The 19,700-nt window shown below is 46.6% G+C and carries 14 protein-coding genes and 1 tRNA gene; 3 read left to right on the top strand and 12 right to left on the bottom strand.

What is annotated here, in order from left to right; all coding sequences use genetic code 11:
- Nucleotides 1-82: 82 nt before the first annotated feature.
- The 3 genes from VGK02_01360 to VGK02_01350 all read right to left on the bottom strand — a co-directional run bounded on the left by VGK02_01360 (nucleotide 83) and on the right by VGK02_01350 (nucleotide 4,428).
- Complete coding sequence (locus tag VGK02_01360) at nucleotides 83-2,074, bottom strand: SpoIIE family protein phosphatase (protein HEY3373698.1); 1,992 nt, start codon at nucleotides 2,072-2,074, stop codon at nucleotides 83-85.
- A 417-nt stretch (nucleotides 2,075-2,491) separates the two neighbouring features.
- Nucleotides 2,492-3,580, bottom strand: coding sequence for a hypothetical protein (locus VGK02_01355; GenBank protein HEY3373697.1), 1,089 nt, complete (start codon nucleotides 3,578-3,580; stop codon nucleotides 2,492-2,494).
- Between the two features lie 302 nt (nucleotides 3,581-3,882).
- Entirely contained in the window at nucleotides 3,883-4,428 is a 546-nt protein-coding gene (locus VGK02_01350) for an S-layer homology domain-containing protein (GenBank protein HEY3373696.1), read from the bottom strand.
- A 148-nt stretch (nucleotides 4,429-4,576) separates the two neighbouring features.
- Here VGK02_01350 and VGK02_01345 point away from each other — a divergent pair, with 148 nt between their 5' ends.
- A complete protein-coding gene (locus VGK02_01345) occupies nucleotides 4,577-5,497 on the top strand; it encodes a UbiA prenyltransferase family protein (protein HEY3373695.1) in 921 nt (306 codons plus the stop codon).
- Nucleotides 5,498-5,641: 144 nt separating this feature from the next.
- Here VGK02_01345 and VGK02_01340 read toward each other — a convergent pair whose 3' ends face one another.
- Nucleotides 5,642-6,202 (bottom strand): TMEM165/GDT1 family protein, encoded by a 561-nt coding sequence (locus VGK02_01340; protein HEY3373694.1) that lies wholly within the window; start codon nucleotides 6,200-6,202, stop codon nucleotides 5,642-5,644.
- Nucleotides 6,203-6,326: 124 nt separating this feature from the next.
- Here VGK02_01340 and mgtA point away from each other — a divergent pair, with 124 nt between their 5' ends.
- Entirely contained in the window at nucleotides 6,327-8,888 is a 2,562-nt protein-coding gene (gene mgtA / locus VGK02_01335; GenBank protein HEY3373693.1) for a magnesium-translocating P-type ATPase, read from the top strand.
- A gap of 34 nt (nucleotides 8,889-8,922) precedes the next feature.
- Here the strand turns inward: mgtA and VGK02_01330 are convergent, their stop codons facing one another.
- The 3 genes from VGK02_01330 to VGK02_01320 form a co-directional block, all read right to left on the bottom strand.
- Nucleotides 8,923-11,613, bottom strand: a complete 2,691-nt coding sequence (locus VGK02_01330; protein HEY3373692.1) for a SpoIIE family protein phosphatase — start codon at nucleotides 11,611-11,613, stop codon at nucleotides 8,923-8,925.
- A gap of 169 nt (nucleotides 11,614-11,782) precedes the next feature.
- Nucleotides 11,783-12,625, bottom strand: coding sequence for a zinc metalloprotease HtpX (gene htpX / locus VGK02_01325; protein ID HEY3373691.1), 843 nt, complete (start codon nucleotides 12,623-12,625; stop codon nucleotides 11,783-11,785).
- A gap of 254 nt (nucleotides 12,626-12,879) precedes the next feature.
- Complete coding sequence (locus VGK02_01320) at nucleotides 12,880-13,626, bottom strand: hypothetical protein (GenBank protein ID HEY3373690.1); 747 nt, start codon at nucleotides 13,624-13,626, stop codon at nucleotides 12,880-12,882.
- Between the two features lie 871 nt (nucleotides 13,627-14,497).
- On the opposite strand from VGK02_01320, the gene VGK02_01315 reads away from it, so the two are divergent.
- Complete coding sequence (locus tag VGK02_01315) at nucleotides 14,498-14,764, top strand: hypothetical protein (GenBank protein HEY3373689.1); 267 nt, start codon at nucleotides 14,498-14,500, stop codon at nucleotides 14,762-14,764.
- A gap of 399 nt (nucleotides 14,765-15,163) precedes the next feature.
- Here VGK02_01315 and VGK02_01310 read toward each other — a convergent pair whose 3' ends face one another.
- The 5 genes from VGK02_01310 to VGK02_01290 form a co-directional block, all read right to left on the bottom strand.
- On the bottom strand, nucleotides 15,164-16,000 hold the full coding sequence (locus VGK02_01310; protein ID HEY3373688.1) for a radical SAM protein: 837 nt from the start codon (nucleotides 15,998-16,000) through the stop codon (nucleotides 15,164-15,166).
- A gap of 22 nt (nucleotides 16,001-16,022) precedes the next feature.
- Complete coding sequence (gene tcmP / locus VGK02_01305) at nucleotides 16,023-17,108, bottom strand: three-Cys-motif partner protein TcmP (GenBank protein HEY3373687.1); 1,086 nt, start codon at nucleotides 17,106-17,108, stop codon at nucleotides 16,023-16,025.
- Nucleotides 17,109-17,314: 206 nt separating this feature from the next.
- Nucleotides 17,315-17,815: a ThiF family adenylyltransferase gene (locus VGK02_01300; protein ID HEY3373686.1), complete on the bottom strand. Its 501-nt coding sequence runs from the start codon at nucleotides 17,813-17,815 to the stop codon at nucleotides 17,315-17,317.
- Between the two features lie 403 nt (nucleotides 17,816-18,218).
- The gene (locus VGK02_01295; GenBank protein ID HEY3373685.1) at nucleotides 18,219-18,839 is read right to left on the bottom strand and encodes a restriction endonuclease subunit S; all 621 of its coding nucleotides are present in this window, start codon (nucleotides 18,837-18,839) and stop codon (nucleotides 18,219-18,221) included.
- 682 nt (nucleotides 18,840-19,521) lie between these two features.
- Nucleotides 19,522-19,593 (bottom strand) — tRNA-Val (locus VGK02_01290).
- Nucleotides 19,594-19,700: the final 107 nt, after the last annotated feature.

Genomic DNA, 19,700 nt, shown 5'->3' with positions numbered 1-19,700 from the left:
TTCGAGCATTTTAGAAACGAAGGTATCTAAATGAATGGTGGGGAAAGGGTAGGTCGCGTTTCTGTAAGAAAACAGAAGCGAACTAGCTTGGCTGAATTGAGACGGCGAACAATGCAAGATCATCGGACAAGCGCCCGCCGGTACACTGCATGACCTCACTGAATACGAGTTGAGCAACCTCCGGCGCCGGCCTAAATTCCATACCGTTCATGAGTTTCTGAAGTCTTGCTTCGCCGAAGAACCCATCGTCACAGCGAGCTTCAATAACCCCATCGGTATAGAGAAGCAGAATATCTCCTTCGTTAAGCGAAGTCTCTGCCTCATCGTATCTAAGGTCATCAAACGCACCAATAACCGGCGACCCCGTGCTTAAGAGCTCAATACCGCCGGAGCGGCGCTGTAGAATCGCCGGCGGGTGACCCGCGTTGCAGTAGACAAAGCGACCGGTAGCAGGTGTTATCATGCCGAAAAACACCGTTATAAATGACGACGAGGTTGCGGAGATGACGCGGTAAATTGCGTCATTGGTTTTCGCTATGACCTCAGCAGGAGAAAAGCTATCAAGCGCGTATGCCCTGATTGTGTTCTTAACCAGCGATGTGACCGCAGCCGCGCTTAACCCTTTGCCCGAAACGTCTCCCATAATTATGCCGGTTATCCCGTCTTTGAGTTTAAAAAGGTCGTAGAAATCACCGCCCACTTTCGCAGCTTCTGTCGCCGACCGGTGCAGGTGCCCGAACGATAGATTCGGCATTCTAGCCGGTATAGTTAAAAGAGCGTCCTGAAGCGTATCGGCGATGTTTCGCTCAACCTCATAAAGCCGGGCGTTCTCAAGTGCGAGCGATGTCGATAAGCCAAGCTGTCTGGCAAAATCAAGCTGTGCGTCAGAAAATTCGACCGCTGTCGAGTAATAATGAAAGTAAATTGCCCCCATTATCTCGTCGCGCACCATAAGCGGCACTACAATCTCCGAGCGGACGCCAAAGCGTTTTGCGAGCTCATTATTAATCCGGGGGTCATGAGGGGCGTCATTGACTACGAGCGGTTCGTGCGTCCTGGAAACCAGATATGATGCTTGAGCTTCTTCGGCGGGAATACGCGCGCTCACTAGCTCCTGGGGCACTGTGCCGTATGTATACCGCGCGACCCAATAATCCTGTTCGGGAGACATAAGAACCGCCGATTCGGACTCGAGCACTCGTGCCGCCTCGACAGTAACGGTTTGCATGATCTCGTCAACGTTAAAAGTCGAGATAATCATATTATTAATCCGATTGAGCGCATCGCTAAGCTCGGCGGCTTTTTTACGGGCTGTAATATCGGTAAAAGTTACAACCGCGCCTTTTACTTCACCGTGTTCAATAACCGGGTAGGATGAATACTCGACCGGAAACGGTGAGCCGTCTTTATGCCAAAACACTTCATTGTCGACCCTGGTGCCGCCGCCTGCTCTGAATGAGCGAACAATTGGGCAATCATCGAGCGGATACGGTGAACCGTCACTGTGGCTATGATGTATGAGGTGGTGCAGGTCTTTACCGAGCACCTCTTCAGCGGTAAAACCGGTCATGCTGGCTGCAGCACGGTTAAACAGCGTGCAGAAGCCATCAACATCGAGACCGTAAATACCCTCATCGGTGGAATCCAGCAATAATTGTATACGGTTCGCGCTTTCACGCAACTCATCTTCAAGATGTTTTTGTTCGGTAATATCGCTAAAAGTGGCAACAATTACGGGGTTAACCCCATCCAGTGAGACTTCTTTGAGAGTATAGTTATATTCTCTTATACCGACAACCGTCTGTAGCTCTACTTCGCCGATAATCGCAATACCGGTCTCAGATACATGTTCGACCTGCCGGTTAAAAGACGCCATAGTCTCAATAGGAATACCCAGATCGAGCGACGATTTTCCGATAATATCCGATTGCTCAAGCCCAAACGCTCGCGCTCCGGATTTGCTTACATAGAGATAACTCAAATCCCTGCCGAAAATATAGATATACTCCGGTGATGCGGAGGATATCGCATCGAGCGTATTTAACTGTTGCGGCGTGAGGCTCACACGCGACATACTTTTCACCTACTATGTTACTTTCATCTAATATAACGCAGAATAATAAAGCTGATAAGTAAAACCTGGTCCAGGTGTGCACTGACAAATGCCGGGAGCATAACCACGACACGGTTTCGAAGATCTTATTGCATAAAACGGCACTTAATTCTTACATTAAATGATGCTGTTGCGCCCGGTGCGGCAAGCATACTCATTGAAGCAAAAATAAGAGGGCTGGCGCCCTCTTATTTTCTAAAAAAGAAAGTGCAGCCCCGGGTGGCGGTACAATCTCCCCCGCCTTCATCTTTATTTCGAACCCCGGGGTTACTGCACTGTCTATAGTACATTTATCGGCTCTCAGCATCACAACTTTAGCATAATCTGGTAATTTATGGGATATATTGGCATTTGATTCTGCGAACGCGCAAAGAATCGTTACACGGCGAAATCTATGTTTTGGAGTATACCTGCTTTGCCGTGCTCCGTGACATATATGCTGGAATTACCAACTTGTCCTTGCGTTGAATTTGCGCTGTCTTTTATGGTGAATGGTGTAGTTATGCTGTTGAGGTAAATGGCACCGACATCATTTGCTTTAAGCGTGGCCAGCCGATCGTTTCCTTGTGGATCTTTCGACCATATCCGCAGGTTTTTAAAGACAACGTCGTTTTCGTCGATCCATCCGTTGCCGTCGTCATCATAACTCTTAAGCTCCGCAAAGGCATTGCCTGTCGTCGGCCCGAAGAGCTCGCTGCCATCGTTGATGACGCCATCCTTATTTTTATCTATTGCCAGAAAACCGCTACCGGAATTCAGTGACGATATCAGTTCCTGGTTGCCGTCCGCATTGAAGTCGAACTTGAATTTGGTTTCGGTTAGACGCACCGGTGCACCGTCGAGACTAATAACCAACGGATCGACGAGTTTTGCGTCACCGGCACGCAGCCTGATGACGTCTTCTTGTACGAACTTGCGGCTTACAGTAAAGTCGGCCGAGAGGTTAAACTCTTTACCGTCTGTCGTCTTTACGACACCTTCGACGCTTACTGCGAGCGATTCGCTCTCTTCGTATGATTCGGTGCGGTCGTACTCGACGCCCCAACCCTGTTTCTGCTGCGCTTGCTCGGCTTGACCCTGCGCGGATACCGCGCCTTGAGGATTTACAGATGCTGAATCTGCAGTCTTATCGGGCATTTCGATGTGCCTGATTGTTACCTTTTTCCCTGTAAGTGCTTCGAGCAGCCGCTCGACAAGAAAAGCTTTGAGATCATCTCTAGTTTTAATGTCCTGGTACTCTTCCGGCATTGTAGCGTGTGCCTGCTGCGACTGCCAAGCGGCTGTCTCGGTTGCTTTTAACTCAAGGATGTAACCATCAGCATTGCCGGCCTGCAATGCGGCCGCAGGTGATTCTTCGGTATGCGGCGGCATTGCATCCACCCATGTTCTAAGCTTTTCATGCTGCTCGTCTTTCTGGATATACGTGTGTTGTGCTTGCATTGTAAAGCTAGAGCCGGCAATTTTCATAATGGTCTCCTCCTTGAGACAGGTGCCCGGGAACTCCATTTCCCGGTATAAGCGCTCTATAGTGTTGAGGTATCGTCACTTTGCTTAATTTTCTGCACTGCCTTACGAAAGAAAACTTGTAACAGGGAATTGTCATAAGAAACGCTCCTTGCGTGTCCATGTGCGATAGCGCTGCCTTCACACGGCAGAGGTCACAGACCTATAGCTAGCCTTTTTATTGCAAGAGGAAGGGGCTTAACGCCCCTTCCTGCAAGTTCTGTGTGTTTTTATCACAATATTATTAATCGACTTCAGACACTCTGTTAATTAATTGCTAAAGCAATAATTTTTGATACTTCTGCCCGGGTGGCTGAGTTGTTTGGTTTAAATGTTCTATCAGGATAACCGGTTATTACGCCGTGAGCTTTTGCCGATTCGATATACGTGCATGCCCGGTGGCCCTGGGTTACATCGCGAAACGACATTCTCGTTGCTTTCGCATCCCAGCCCGTAGCCAGGCAAATCATCTTGGCGAATTCGGCTCTCGTAATATCTTCATCAGGCTTAAAGGTACCATCGTTATAGCCGCTAATAACATTAATTGAAACCAGCTCCGTTATATATGTGGTATACCAGGCGTTGTTCAAAACATCAACAAACACCGTATTATTGGTCGTGTTGTTTATTATGTTAGTGCTATTGTTCTGGTTTATAGTGGTTGTGTTCCCCGGTTCTATAACTGTTGTAGGCGGACCTTTAGCTTTAGGCGTAGCCGTAGCCTCAATCGATCTAGCACTCTCAACGCCTTTGTCGGTTACCGCTGTTACCTGATAGGTGTACGGTTTATCACTATCAACGGCATTATCCACATAAGGCGGCTTAGCAACAAACCCGGTAACCATTGAGGTTAAGCAACGCACCGGGTAGACGTTAGATGCTTAAGCCTGTAGTCGTTACAGACTCGAATCCCACGGGTATAGAAGTACAAGACCGTGCTTATCGCAACGTGGAGGAAAGATGAAAACTGCGCCCGAACCGAGCCGGAAGCTTGGTTACTTTTCGCTCTTTTTCGACCTGGCCAGGAGCTATCAATCGTTGCTCTCGCTGTCTCAGCCTCTTCTCGGAGCGATAATCGCGCTGGGCGCTATGCCAAGCCTCCGCGTTATTATCCTGGGGCTTATTGCCGCAACTACAGGCTACCTCGCGGTTTTTTCAATGAATGATCTACTCGATTACAAGGTTGACAGTAAATCGATCAAAGCCGGCAAAGCAGAACGGGACAAACATGATATCGGGGTGGCCGTCTTTAAGCATCCGCTGGCACGCGGAGAACTCTCGTTTGTGGCAGCGCTAAGCTGGGTTTTGGGAACCGGTTTTGTTAGCGCATTTTTTGCGTATCTACTCAATCCGCTGTGCGCATGGATCTTCCTTGGGTGCGTAGTTCTCGAAACGCTTTATTGCGCTATGCGCTCCGTTTCGTGGGTTAAGACCTTCGCTACCGGAGTAATGGTTGGGCTGGGAGGGCTTGCGGGCTGGGCTGCCGTAGCGCCGCTAAGCCGGGGCTCTCTCTACTTTTTCTTGTTCCTGGCCTTATGGGAGGTGGCCGGGCGCAATCTAGCCAACGACCTGGCAGATGTCGACTCCGACCGGCGCATCGGTCTTAAAACGGTTGCCAGCGTTTTCGGCAATCGCACCTCGGCTACGATGATTCTTATCGGGGCTTGGCTAACGGTAGCCTCATCGGTGGTTTTGCCGATTTCATTGACCGCTAAACTTGTGGGGCTAGCCATTACTGTGTGGTCGATGGGAACGCCTTCTATTAAATTAGCATTGAATCCATCTTCCATGCAGGCCTCTTCCTACTTCAACAAGGCGAGTCTTTTCCCGATGTTGGTTCTGGTTGCATTTCTTCCTTTTGCGTTCACTAACAGCTTGTAGACGAGTAAGCCGTGCGTGCGCAAGTCGAATACGCTCGGAAGCTCATGGGTATATATTCAGTAAAGCCCGCCGAAATCGTGCGCTTTTCATTAATACGGCAGACCTCTAGAGAATTGGGTTCCGCTACCATTTGACGTGCTGCTCTTAGACAATTGCTTCAAAAGTTGTCACTATGCCAAAGACAATAAAGATGACGGCTGAGATGTATTGAATGAGCTTCTCCGGCAGCTTCTTGCCCGCCAGTACCCCAACGATGATGGCCAAGCCATCGGCGATAACCATCCCAAATGTGGAGCCTAGCCAGACCGGTATAAATGAATGATACTGAGCCGCAAGGGATATCGTTGCGAGCTGGGTTTTATCGCCAAGCTCAGCCAGGAAGAATGCAACGCCGACGGTCATAACCGGCCCAAATCTGCGTTTCTTCTCTTCCCCTTCTTCATAGGTATCGCCTCGCAGCGTCCAGATACCAAAGCCGATAAACGAGAGACCAATGAGCACTTTTAAGTACTGCATCGGGATAAAGGCACTGGTCTGTTCTCCGATAACAACGGAGAGCAAATGTACTAAAATCGTCGCAATAAAAATGCCGGTAATGACTTTTAAAGCCTTGTGCTTAGTTGCAAATGAGAGGGCTACAAGCTGGGTTTTGTCACCCATCTCGGCGATAAAGATAAAAAACAGCGATGATACGAATGCCAGCATCTATAGATTCCTTTTTAATAATTCAAGCATCTAAGCATTATACACGATATTCAAACCCCGTGAGCAGTAATTGATAATTACGGGTATAAAGTGGGCTAATAATGTATAGAAAAAGGTCGTGTACATGGCTGCCGCCATCGCCCCGCGTTCAGACGCATGGTATAAGATACAAAACGATTTCTGGATTATACCGTTAGGTGAGCTATTGCCACCGCTTGCCACCACGCCACAAGGCCTGTCAACAACTGAAGTGCAGCACAGGTTGCAGATTGTTGGCCCTAATTCGGTTGCCAAAGAGCATCGCTTCTCGGCAGTTTTTGAATTCTTGCGGTTCTTCCTTAACCCCCTCGTCATTGCCTTGATAGCTGCAAGCATTGTATCTTTTGCGGTCGGCGAAAGAATCAGCGCAAGTATCATCATTGCAATGGTCGTGCTAAGCGTAACGCTTAACTTCTATCAGGTATTTCAGGCGCAACACGCTACAGAAAGCCTGCGTCAACAAGTGGCGCTCACAACAACCGTTGTTCGCGATGGAAAAGAGCGGGAACTGCCGGTCGAAGACCTGGCGCCGGGAGACATTATAAAGCTTTATGCCGGTAGTTTAGTGCCGGCGGATGCGCGCTTGCTGGAAGCAAATGACCTTTTTGTGCGGGAATCCGCGTTGACCGGTGAATCGTTGCCTGTAGAGAAAACTGCCGCCGATCTGCCCCCCGGCGTGCATGGCATAACCGATGCTTCTAACAGCGTATTTCTCGGAACCGCGGCACAAAGCGGAATCGCCACCGCTGTAGTCGTTCATACCGGGCTCGCTACCGAATTTGGCGGAATTGCCGAGCGACTTGCCGAGCGCGAGCCGGAGACGGAATTCGACCGGGGCATAGCCGGCTTCAGCTTTCTCATTATACGCGTGATCATATTACTCGTGCTTTTTGTCTTTGCGGTTAATGTTCTTTTTAAGCGTCCCATTCTCGAATCGCTCCTCTTCGCGATCGCGCTTGCCGTAGGCCTTACCCCCGAGCTTCTGCCCGTCATTCTCTCTGTTACCCTGGCGCAAGGTGCAAAACGCATGGCCTCAAAGAAGGTAATCGTAAAACAACTGGCATCCATCGAGAATTTCGGCAGCATGGAGATATTATGCAGCGACAAAACAGGTACATTAACCCTGGGCGAAGTGGTTCTCGAACACCATGTTAACGTAGAAGGTGAGGAAGATGACGGTATCCTGCGCATAATCTATCTTAACAGCTTCTTCGAGACCGGCGTGAAAAGCCCGTTGGACAGCGCAATCCTCAAGCACGGAAACCTCGACATCAACGAGTACGCTAAGGTCGCCGAGATTCCCTTTGATTTCGAACGCAGAAGGCTCTCGGTCGTCGTTGAGCATAATAGCGAGCGCTTACTGATAACCAAAGGCGCGGTCGAGAGCGTTTTTGAGATTTGCAGCACCGCACAGCTCAGCGGCAAAACAGTGCCGTTCAACGCCACTCGCCTAAGTATAGCCGAAGAGACCTATCGCAAGCTTAGCATGGATGGTTATCGCGTGCTCGGCGTAGCTCAAAAAACAGTTCCAAAGCGGGATGCGTACAGCAAGCAGGACGAGCAAGACGAGACGCTGGTTGGCTTTGCCGCTTTTCTTGATCCGCCCAAAGAAGACATTAACCGTACCCTTGAAACCTTGGCTCAAGACGGCATCTCGGTCCTCATTATGACCGGTGATAATGAGTACGTAACCCAGAAGATAGCTCGCGACGTTGGCCTTCCCGCAGATCGAGTAGTCGTCGGAACCGAAGTTGATGCGATGGATGATGCTGCCTTGGCGTACAATGCCGAGCACGGTGCTATCTTTGCGCGGGCGTCCCCCGGGCAGAAGAATCGAGTAATTACTGCGCTTAAATCTCACGGCTGGGTTGTGGGATTTCTTGGTGACGGCATTAATGATGCTCCGTCAATACACGCTGCTGATATCGGTATATCCGTCGTTAACGCGGTTGATGTTGCAAAAGACGCGGCCAATATCGTCCTTCTCGAAAAGGATTTAGCGGTACTGCATGACGGGGTAGTGGAAGGACGACGAAGTTTTGCTAACATAATGAAGTACATCATAATGGGGACAAGTTCTAATTTTGGGAACATGTTCAGTATGGCGGCTGCGTCCCTTTTCTTGCCGTTCCTTCCCATGCTCCCCACGCAAATACTTCTCAACAATTTACTCTACGATACCTCGCAAACAAGCATTCCTAGCGACAACGTCGATCGAGCCCTTTTGCGCAGACCAAAACGCTGGCGAATTCACTTTATCAGGCAGTTTATGGTTATTATCGGCCCGATAAGCTCGATTTATGACTTCTTAACCTTCGGTGCGTTGCTCTTCGTTTTTCGAGCGAACGAGACTCTTTTTCACACCGGTTGGTTTGTGGAATCGCTAGCAACGCAAACCCTCGTAGTTTTCGTTATACGAACAGCCGCCAATCCTCTGAGCAGTAGGCCTAGTAGGCAATTAATGATAACCGTTCTAGCTATTGTCATAATTGCATTTTTGCTGCCTTATACGGCAATCGGGCCCATCCTGGGCTTCGCCCCGATGCCGCCTTTGCTGATTGCGGCGATTATTGTTCTTACAATAACCTATCTCGGCCTTGTCCAGGTAGTAAAATCGTGGTTCTACCGGCGACACGAGCTTATATAGCACAAGAAGAGCGCTACGAGCTCTCCGAGACCCGTCACTCGGAAGCGATTGAAACGGCAAGAATGGCGATATCATCTGACAAAGCGTTACCAGTGCAGTCCATAACAGCATTAAAAACGAACCGGGGTAGATCTTTCGCAGATACGGACTCCGGCTCTTTTACTAATGCTACGAGCCGCGCCTCGCCCAAGAAGCCATCAGGGCATCTCGCCTCAATCACGCCATCGGTATAGAGGATTAAGATATCTGTTTTCTCAAGCATGCTATGCTCATCGGTATAGCTTAAGTCGAGAAACGCGCCGATAACCGGCGAATTGGCTATCAGCAATAAAGGGTCGGATTTACCTCGCTTAATAATCGGCGCAGGATGTCCTGCGTTGCAGTAGGTAAGGTTCCCCGTCGCCAGTTCTAATATCCCGAAAAATAATGTTATAAAAGAACCGGATGAGGATTCCTTCGTGATCACATCATTGGTCTTTGCCACAACCGCAGAGGGAGAATCCTCCTCATACGCGTATGCCTTGAGCGTGTTTTTTGTGATTGAGGTTAAAGTGGACGCTTCAAGCCCCTTGCCCGAGACGTCCCCTACAACTATACCGACCCTCTCGTGCTCCAGCTCGAAGAGATCATAGAAATCACCGCCGACCTTAGCGGCTTCAGAAGCCGATCGGTACAGGGACCCAGAGCTAATGCCTTTAATCTCTTGCGGGAGGATGAGCAGAGCTTCTTGCAGTGTATCGGCGATGTGTCGTTCGGTCTCATAAAGTCGGGCGTTTTCTAAAGCAAGGGAGATTGTTGCGGCAAGTTTAGATGCAGAATCAATCTGTGCCCGGGTAAAGGGAACCGGGGTCGAGAAGTAGCTGATAGTTAAAACGCCGATAACATTCTGCTTAACCTGGAGGGGGACGCATATACATGATTTAATGCCGTAACGTTTTACAATCTCGGGAACCGTAGATGCATCCTTATGCGTATCCTCAACTACAAGAATCTCTCCGGTCTTGGCGACAATCGATGGATAGGTAAGTTCCTCGTCGGTAAATTCCCTATCAACAATATCTTCAGGGTATCTGTAACTATACCGGGCAACCCAGCGGTCATCGGCACGTAAAAATATTATGCTTGATTCGGCGCCTATTGCTTGAGCGGCCTCCGCAACAACCCTTCTCATGATCTCGTTAATATCCAGGATAGAGCTTATAGCGGCGTTGATATCATCGAGCGCATTGCTAAGCTCTTCTGCTTTCTTGCGCTCCGTTATATCGGTGAAGGCGACAACAGCCCCTTTAATTACCCCCTCTTCAATAATTGGATTCGATGAATACTCGACCGGGAATGCCGTCCCGTCCTTTCGCCAAAAGACCTCCGTATCGATCCGTTTACCTTGCCCCACCATGGTTGTTAGAAAGATCGGGCACTCCTTCAGAGGATAAGGTGAACCATTATTGTGCTTATAGTGAATTAGGTCGTGGACAGATTTCCCTAGCATTTCTTCAGATTCATATCCGGTCATCTTTGTTGCCGATCTGTTAAAAAGCGTGCAACGCTCGTTGGTGTCTATCCCATAAATGCCTTCATCCGTTGATTCGAGAAGTGACTGCATTCTCGTTGTAATATCCGAGAGCTCGGCGGTTCGCTCTCTAACCCGTATCTCTAACTCATCGCGCGCTTTTCGCAGCTCTTCGACCGTGTGCTTAAGGTTGAGCCTCGCAGTATCAAGTGAGCGAGCCACCGCTTCAACCTCGTCGCCGGTTGTCAGAATCACCGGATCATCAAAACGTCCTTCTCCTACTGCTCGTGCTTTACTAACGAGAGTAGCGAGTGAGCTAACGATGCCACGCGCAACATAGATGCTTACCGCAAAAGCCACTGTTAAGAATATAAAAACCGCGAACGCCGACATAAATGCGATTCGATTCACCGGTGCCAGTGCAACACTTCTATCCATACCGGAACCCGCAGCCCAGCCTATCTCCGGTATCGGGACTTCAGCCACAAATCTAACTTGATGAGTAACTGGAAATACCCACGTGGTGGAAGATGCGCTTCTGCCGGAGAGCGCAGCCCGGACAAAATCATACTTACCCCAATACGGTCTGGTTAGCGCAAGATCGGGAAACTGGCTTTGATATACGAGGCGATCGCTTGAATCTACGATATTTATGCCTCCAGACGGGATCTTAGGTAGTTCGCTACCGAGTTTCGAAACATCGACAAACGAAGCGGTTATCCCTTGAAGCTGCCCATTACGTTTTATGGCTTGAGCAACGTAAAATCCGACTCTGTCGTTAATCTTCTCACTGGGTGCGATACCGGTCAGCTTACTACTATTAATGATCGTCGCAAATGCCGGGTTCTTGGAAAGATTTTGCCCAATAAAGCGAGTATCGGTTGAAGCGGTCACTATCCCTTGTTGATTTGTGATTAATGCGTAATCTATTGGATAATCGGGAAGCAATACGGACAGTGAAGCAGCTGCTTCCGGTGGTGGAAACCGGTTAGTAATAATCGGTTCGCTCACAAACTCCATCGAGCGCCCGAGCTCACGGATATGCAATAAAAAACTTGTGCCGGCAAGGCTTGCGATCTCGTTGCGCTCCAGTAGGACTCGCTCAACCCTGCCTTGATACCAGCTGATGTAGACGATTGTTGTTATAGCTATCAGGGGAATAGCTATAACAAGATAGATGATAATAAGCTTCCGGGTAATGCTTAATCTTCGCATATGCCAAGTACCCTATGATTTTGTGATATTGTCCCAAGTGCTATTAATATGCAAACTAGCCCATACGGTCGTCCGCGTGCTTCTCTCTGATTATATGTCCAATATGTCCAAATTTTTGTATTACCGGCATTTCACAGTAGATAAAAGAGATGCTATAAGCGCTTTGTTGTTATAACTTAATCTGCTGTAAACGCTCAACACGCATCTGCGTGGCCGGGTGGGTGCTAAACAGCGACATTAATCCTCCACCTCTGAGCGGGTTGCTAATATACATGTGCGCGGTTGAGGGGTTTGCAGACTGTAACGGGATTCTCTGTGAAGCAAACTCCAATTTCTTAAGGGCACTTGATAAGCCCTGGGTATCTCTAACAAAACGCGCTCCAGTTGCATCTGCATGAAATTCGCGTGATCTGGATATCGCCATCTGAATGAGCAGAGCGGCGATCGGGGCAACAGTAGCCATTATCAGAACTCCGAAAATACCGCCGCCCTCATCCTCGTCGCTGGAACCGCCAAATATGGCCGCCCATTGTGCCATTTGCGCAATAAACGAGATGACACCGGCCATCATAGCAGCGATTGAACCGATTAGAATGTCCCGATTCCTGATGTGGGCAATCTCGTGGGCAAGCACGCCCGCGAGTTCATTTCTATCCAGCAAATCCAAAAGGCCTCTCGTTACGACCACAGAAGCATGTTTTGGATTCCTGCCGGTCGCAAAAGCATTCGGCTGCATATCGCCAGTCACGTAGAGCTTGGGAACCGGGATATTAGCACTTTTTGAAATCTCTTCGACCATTTGGTAAACCTCGGGGGCATCCTTCCTATCTAACGGTTTTGCCCTGGTCATTTTGATGACCATTTTGTCGGAAAACCAGTAGCTGAAGAAGTTCATCCCTAATGAAATTACCAACATGATGAGCATTCCGGTCTGGCCGCCGAACATGTTGCCTAAAGTCACCATCAAAGCCGACAGCAACCCCAGGAGCAAAAACGTCTTAAGTATATTCATCGCACCCATCCCTTTCATTATGTAAACGCACATCCAACAAAAAAAGACCTTTGGCCAGTAATTATTAATAAGTAATAAATTACTCGCCAAAGGTCTCGCTTATTGGATTAACCTAGATACGGCCGGGATTATTATCCGTATTGACGACCGCATCGCCTCATCGGCCTAGAGCCGTGAGACTAGCTACTCCCCTTTGTTGACGATATAAGCTTAGCAGAAGACGTACATCTTATCAAGTGATATGCAAGAGCCTGCTATGCCTCAACCACAACGGGTGATGCATTCTGATCAAAAGGGTTCTGCCGCATCGCGAGAGAAAACAGGTAGGGGTAATTGTTTTTCAAATAGAGCATATATGCAAGCCACTGGTCTACTATATAACCGTATACCCGTTTAATATCTCCGGCGAGGTGCTCAAGATCGACTTCCGTCATCATATGCAGAGTATCCCTGGCGATAAGTTCGCTGTTCAAATGAAAGATTGCCTGAAGGAGCTCGGTAAACTTTGCGTGTTCCAGTATGTTTGGGTTTTCGAGCAATCGCAATAATATATCTCGCTCGTTGGACAGCAGATCACGCACATGCTCCAAATCGACTTTACCGATTTGCACATCGTAGTCGTACTTTTTAAGACGCTCGCTGGTAGCCTTGAAATCCTTTTCGGTCCAAGCGTTAGTAACGACTAGTTCGTCTTTAATGGAGTTCAGCTTCGGATCACAGTCCGAGAGGTACGCGAGAAGTTTCGTCCCAACCTCATCAAAGAACGCGCCGATGATAATATTGAGCTTCTGAAGCCTCGCGTTTTTGTCCCGCTGATCCATTAACTCGTGGATAATAACGGTGACCAGCATAACCTCAATAAAAACAAAGGCTATGTCGCCAAGCAAGAAGAGAAAGATATGGTGCGCATCCCGAAATATCTCATATTGAATCCAGTAGAAAACAGCGGATAAACCGATTAGTACCAGACTGATGCGGATTTGCCAGCTCACACGTTCCACTCTGATCTCTCCTTGCCGCATTACTCGATGGCTTACTATAAGACAATTGTCATTGTAAGATAGAGGCCGAAATTTGGCTACTTGATCTCGGCAAAAATCACCTGGGATATTTACCATCACCTCTACCCCGGCGGCGAAAATGAGACCATGAAACGTTTGGCGGAAGGTTTTAGCCGGCACCGCAAGGTTATCTGAAAACTCTTGCACCGCTACCGGACAGCGTTAGTATAAGGTGCGAATTAACGCAAGATTGCGATTTCGTCCATGCATTCGTCTACGACAAGAAAGAACTGGATGATATCCTGGTACAGATTAAGAGCCATCTCAAAGCTAACGGTATTATCTGGATATCATATCCGAAAGGTACCTCAAAAGTAGAAACCGACCTCAATCGAGATAAGATACGCGAGCTGGCCGAGCAATATGGCTTGGAAGCTGTCTCACAAATCGCTGTAGATGAGGTTTGGTGGCCCTTCGCTTGAAGATCGTCTAGCTGCAAAGCTAATGAATCATATTGTAAATAAGACGTTTTTTCGGCATCTTCGCAATTGAACACCCCGTTATTACCTGCAGGGTTATTATATCTTCTGCAACCTCTGATTCCGATAAAGAATAACGGTTGCCTTCAGAATCGCATCATTCAGCAACAGATTAGATGACATCTTCTTTGATGTTTAGGCTGCATACTAAAGGGAAAAAACTGCGTGAGATATCTGCTGAGGTTTATAAGTAGGTAAAAGCATCCCTATACCTATGATTCTAGCTTGACCTTTTTGCAGATACTGACAGTCGCCTAAGAGCCGAAAGGAATCCGAATCTTTAAGGAAGGCTGAGGGTAGCCAGAACGCCCTCATATAGAGGAGGTGTAAGGATGAAGAAAACTCTAATCACACTTATGCTAGCTGTGATCATGGTCCTTTCGATGTACACTGGAGCATTTGCCCAAACTACTACTACCTCTCGTTCCGTGACCACACTTAGTGAGGAGCGCACCGAAAGTGCAGCGGAGCGGGCACGCGAAGCAAGGGCTGCAAGGACAACGCTGCCGCGTACCGGTGGCTTGCCTATAAATCCATTAATTCCATTAGCAACCGGTAGCGCTGCGCTCGCCTTGTCTTATCTACGCAAAAAGCGTTAACTTAATACCGCACGCAAATAAAGTATAGATGGACGTAAGCACCTCTATACTTTATTTTGTCATCGGTAGCAGTGAAAAGTCAGATACTATAAGATGGACTATAGGCTCTTTTCGTAAGGGACTCACATCTCGCCTATTGTCTTACAGTCCCCAAGCGAACGCTGGGTGCTTAAGGGCTCGCCTCATCTTGTAGTATCGAAGCATCCTCTCATCGTTCCGGCAGATTTACCACGAGAACCTAAGGGGCACAAAAGCCCTCGGCATTTCATCAGGGCTTAAATAAGGTTGTGGACCTTATTGGACATTATGCGAACAATAATACCTGGCAGGTAGAACAATTAGAATCGTGTTTCAAGAAAATGAGACTTGCTCGGTGAAATAAAACTGTTCTCTATTGTGTTATGCATAACACTCAAGGAGCTCTTTTTCAGAGGATTGATTGTTAGATAAACTTCCCAAATTAATAGTTCCTTCTTTGATATGGACTTCTATCGAATTCTTTTTGCAGAAATTAATAACCTCACAAGCCATCGAGTTATAAAAATTCTTATAAAGGAGAAACTGGCTTGTCTGGCGATTGTAGTTCCATTTGCCAAAGACAATTTTATCTACAAAAGAAATTTCATCTAAGATCTTTCTGATATCTTGCCCTATTATGTTTGGGGTCGGATAAGGCTCCATGCTTACCCAAGTTTTTAAACCGGCGTCGCTTAGTTTCTTCAATGCCTTTATTCTTAGATCGATTGGTGCTGCAAACGGCTCAAATCTTCTACGAAAATCTTCTGATAGAGATACAATGGTCGAGCCATATTCATTAAGATTATTAAACATGGATTGGTTAGTTAGCACACTCGGATAAATGCCTTTGCTTATTAGAGTCGATTTGATTTTGTCTTTATTTAATCTCTCGAGAATTTTTAGTGTCAATTCTTCAACTTCTCTTACCTCATACATGAAGGGATCAGTCGCAAAACATAGGAATACCTGCTTAATTTTATGTTTTAGTCGAGGTATTTCCTTGTCTAACAAATCAAGCGCATTCTCAACAATCTTTGGCTGAATCCAATCTTGGTAAGTTTTTATTTTGCCGCATCTTTTTTTCATCATCATGGCATAACACGGATAAGTGCAACCGTGAGTGCATCCTTCAACATGGTTCAAACCATAATCGGCATATTCCACGCCGCTTTTATAAAGTAGAGTTTTTCTTGTAATTCGTTGTAAGCTAGTTTTCATGATACCTGCTTTTTTATTAATTCTATTGAAATTTTATTATATCATTGTAATCTATACCCGTTCGAGCCCTTCCTTTAGGTGTCTTTTCTGGAATTCTGCTGATTTTTACCAGATCAGTCTTCTCTAGCTCTTTTACAGCAGCCCTTAGATCTGATTCTAAAAACTCCGTTTCATCTATAAGTTCCTCAACAATCCGTTGGAAGGATTTCTGTTGACCAGCATACTCAGAACGCATATAACTAGCAGCTCGCTCAGTCCTATTTTCGCTCTCGTTAAACAATGTCAGTTGATTGCTATCAAAACGATTTCCTCTATATTCAACTTGACCCAGATTAAACTTTGCAAACGATGACTTCATGATTACGCAGCCTTTAAAGTAATTTGTTAAGTGGAAGAGATAATAATAGGTTCTTTTGGCACTAGGAAACTCAAAACGGTAGTAGTAAACAAACTTAGAGAACTTTTTCAGCTGTTGTCTATAGAGCTCAATAATGGCTCTTTCTCTCTGCAGTCCTTTTAGTTCTTTAAGCTGCTGCCAATCAGTGCTACCAAACAATTCATTAAAGATTTTCTCAACTTTTGGCGCGCCCAAGAATTGATTAACTCTCGTAAACATGAAATTAAGAAGGATCTCTGATTTGTCAATACGCATTATACGCTCGATGGTTTTCATTTTAAGCGTAAAACCAAAGGGATCAACAAAAACGAAGGTGGGGGCTAAATTATTAATGTTATCCAAAATCTTATTAATAGCCCCGTCAAAGTCGTCATTTATCAAAATCGGTTCTATGCTAATTCTTCTGTGGTCAAAAATCTTCTTGATATTCTCTAAATTCCCTGCGTCGCTATCGATAATTATGATATTGACTTTACGTTGTAGCCTATTAGTAGCCCTTTGGGCAACTTCTGCCGCCAAGACAGGAGAACCAAAAAATAGGTTATCATTGACATCTTGGTAGGCGCCAATACCCCCGAAACCGTCAACATAGTTCAGTTTGTTTTTCTGGCCGACAATTTTCATCCACTTATCAATATAGTCCTCAAAGACCATGTGCTTCATCTTTGTCTGATCTTCATATGGCCATGTTTTAAAAGGTAACTCTGCCATTTTCCTATCCCTTTTTATAAGAAAGGTTTGTTATTAATGACCACTACACCTAAATCTCTAATATAGGTCATAACCCGATAGACATATTATACTACAAACACTTGTTCGGTAATAGTGGAGATCGTTCATGCGTAGTAGATGAATAGAATAGATAACGGGTGAAATTGATCTAAAAACAACTTCAGCCACAACTCCGTGAGTTATAACTAAAAGTTGTGGATTGGCTTTTTAAGCAAAAAAGCGTACCCTTCCACTAATACATCGGTAGCGAGATCGATATAGGGGATTTGATAAGCACAACATATCTCATTTAGAACCAATCTTGCACCGTCATTATCGACGCAGCCGAATATATAGTCAGCCTTCTTAACTTCGATAAAAGCTTCAAGCGTCCTAAGTTCAACCGGCAAAGGGTTTACCTCAATAGATGGATCAATTGATTTAACTAAGCGCTGAGCAATATCTACCTTTTTCGTGCCTGGGATAGGATCATCAAAACGAGCCCCAATTAGACGGTTAAGGTTGTGCTCTTCCAGCTCGTCTGAATCAATGAAAGATAAGAAGCCTACACCAAGAAAAGAAAGCTGTTGGGCCACATGAGAACCCAAGCCACCAACACCAACGACTGCAACACGGGCTTTTTTGAGTTTTGCCTGACCTTCTTGACCAAAGAGACCAATTTGCCGTTCATAGCGTTTAGAATTCATCTACTCGCCCCCCTTTTTTAGTGTTAAACAATTGGGATAAAGATAGTGCCTCCTAAATATGCGCTTTGCGATTATCTTTGTTAGCTGCTGTGGCGTTCTTGGATCATCGGCCCATACCAAGCCGTCGAAATCAGACTTGGAAAAGACAAGCGCTGCATATGGCTTCGCTTTTAGACGCCACCAGACATGCGGAATGAAATCCTGAAAACCCTGGAAATCTGAAGGAGAGAACTGAGCACCTTTTTGGGACGTGTGTGAGTGAACTTCAATAATAGCAGCATTTAGGTCAAAGGTCTTTTAGGTTAGCAAAACCCCGAATTACGGTGAATATCCCTAAGACGTCCTTTTCAAACTGGCCTTCAAGCGTAACATAACGACTTCCTGCTGGCATAATCTCTATCCTTTAATCCTTGTCTTTGGTGCCTAAGATTAAAATTTCAATATCACGTTCTATATCGTGGACTACTTCTGTTCGCGCTTTCATTTGCCGTTTGATTTTGCTTAACTGTTCTTCCAGCGTTTTGATAATAAAATGCTGTACTCGTAGAGGTGGAAGGGGAATCCGTAGATTCCAGATGTCTTTGTTGCCAATCGCATAATTGCCAACTGCCGTCCGTGCTGCAGCTTCTATTTGTTGGCGCATTGGAGGTAGTTGCAGAAGCTTCCATAAGTAACTAGGCAGTATGTTCTCTTTTGTGCGAATACGAATTATTTTGTCTGGGAATATCAAATTCGCCATATCCTGCTCAACCAACGCCGACATTCCTACATATGCTAATGTCCCATTAGTTCGGCACATAAGAATATCGCCCGCTCTTAAGTCAAACTCCTTCAGCAAACGTTGATCATCAATAGCATATTTCTTTTCGCTTGGCACAAATTCACCCTGGGTAACAGCACTGATTTTAAGGACACCTAACCCTGTCGGCTTAGATGCGGGGCTGTTTGAAGAACCATGTTTAACATCAAGCAGACAGTCCTTACCTAAAACAACAGGATATTTGCCACTGGTTATATTGTCCATCTGCGCAAGCAAGTAAGTTGCCCGGCCACTCCATTGGTGTAAGTTCTCCCAGTATACGGCGTAGCTTTTTCGCAATGAGCGGGTATGGGCAGGATAACTTAGTTCAAGTGTCTGAAGGAAATTGGCTTTGCAGTGACCTTGCTATAATGGGTATAAGCAATCAAGCTCCAGCTATGCACAACTGTGACGACTAACCCGACCACTGGTTTTGTTGGCAGCACCCTCAGCATCTATTAATGTCGGAAACGGTCCATGCCATTTGCCGTTATCAGAGCGCGTGCCAGTAGATAGCCCTCGACCATTATTGCAAAACCGGCATGTCCCCATATGAATCACCGCCTTGTGACCCATCGCTCGCCAATTCTCATACACATAATACATTGGATCCACCCTTCCGCTTTAGCACTTCCTTCTACTCAACTATCCCTGTTCTCTTTCTCGATCCCTCGATGAAGCCCACAATATCTAGAAGCTTTGCTTGTGGATCGCGCCTGGAAATTGTCTCAGCCGCGATTTAGAGTCTAAAGAATAAAGAATTCGGAAGCATCCAGGGCACGAAGCTTGGTCGAGATAAGGCCAACACAGTGGGTTTTCGGACACGAAAACCATTATCCTGCACTTACTATGCACTTACGAAGAAAGCCTAGAATCGCTTATATGCCGATTCTAGGCCTCTGAGCTGTGGGCGTTACTGGATTTGAACCAGTGACCTCTGCCGTGTGAAGGCAGCGCTCTCCCGCTGAGCCAAACGCCCTTCTATATTATACTTCATTTTTATTATCCCAAATTTGAGGGAAAATTCAAACACGGTAAACCGCTTTTATTGTGCTATATTTATCGAAGCATTTATCACAAATCGGT

The sequence above is a fragment of the Candidatus Aquicultor sp. genome (assembly GCA_036504445.1).
Classification (GTDB): domain Bacteria; phylum Actinomycetota; class Aquicultoria; order Aquicultorales; family Aquicultoraceae; genus DASXVE01.
The sequence above is the reverse complement of the archived record's forward strand: the minus strand, read 5'-3'. Positions and strand labels throughout refer to the sequence as shown.

Excerpts from the sequence above, each read along its gene's own strand:
- VGK02_01360 (HEY3373698.1), bottom strand. The coding sequence starts at position 2,074 with ATGTCGCGTGTGAGCCTCACGCCGCAACAGTTAAATACGCTCGATGCG.
- VGK02_01355 (HEY3373697.1), bottom strand. The coding sequence starts at position 3,580 with ATGAAAATTGCCGGCTCTAGCTTTACAATGCAAGCACAACACACGTAT.
- VGK02_01345 (HEY3373695.1), top strand. The coding sequence starts at position 4,577 with ATGAAAACTGCGCCCGAACCGAGCCGGAAGCTTGGTTACTTTTCGCTC.
- VGK02_01340 (HEY3373694.1), bottom strand. The coding sequence starts at position 6,202 with ATGCTGGCATTCGTATCATCGCTGTTTTTTATCTTTATCGCCGAGATG.
- mgtA (HEY3373693.1), top strand. The coding sequence starts at position 6,327 with ATGGCTGCCGCCATCGCCCCGCGTTCAGACGCATGGTATAAGATACAA.
- VGK02_01330 (HEY3373692.1), bottom strand. The coding sequence starts at position 11,613 with ATGCGAAGATTAAGCATTACCCGGAAGCTTATTATCATCTATCTTGTT.
- htpX (HEY3373691.1), bottom strand. The coding sequence starts at position 12,625 with ATGAATATACTTAAGACGTTTTTGCTCCTGGGGTTGCTGTCGGCTTTG.
- VGK02_01315 (HEY3373689.1), top strand. The coding sequence starts at position 14,498 with ATGAAGAAAACTCTAATCACACTTATGCTAGCTGTGATCATGGTCCTT.
- VGK02_01310 (HEY3373688.1), bottom strand. The coding sequence starts at position 16,000 with ATGAAAACTAGCTTACAACGAATTACAAGAAAAACTCTACTTTATAAA.
- tcmP (HEY3373687.1), bottom strand. The coding sequence starts at position 17,108 with ATGGCAGAGTTACCTTTTAAAACATGGCCATATGAAGATCAGACAAAG.
- VGK02_01300 (HEY3373686.1), bottom strand. The coding sequence starts at position 17,815 with ATGAATTCTAAACGCTATGAACGGCAAATTGGTCTCTTTGGTCAAGAA.
- VGK02_01295 (HEY3373685.1), bottom strand. The coding sequence starts at position 18,839 with ATGGACAATATAACCAGTGGCAAATATCCTGTTGTTTTAGGTAAGGAC.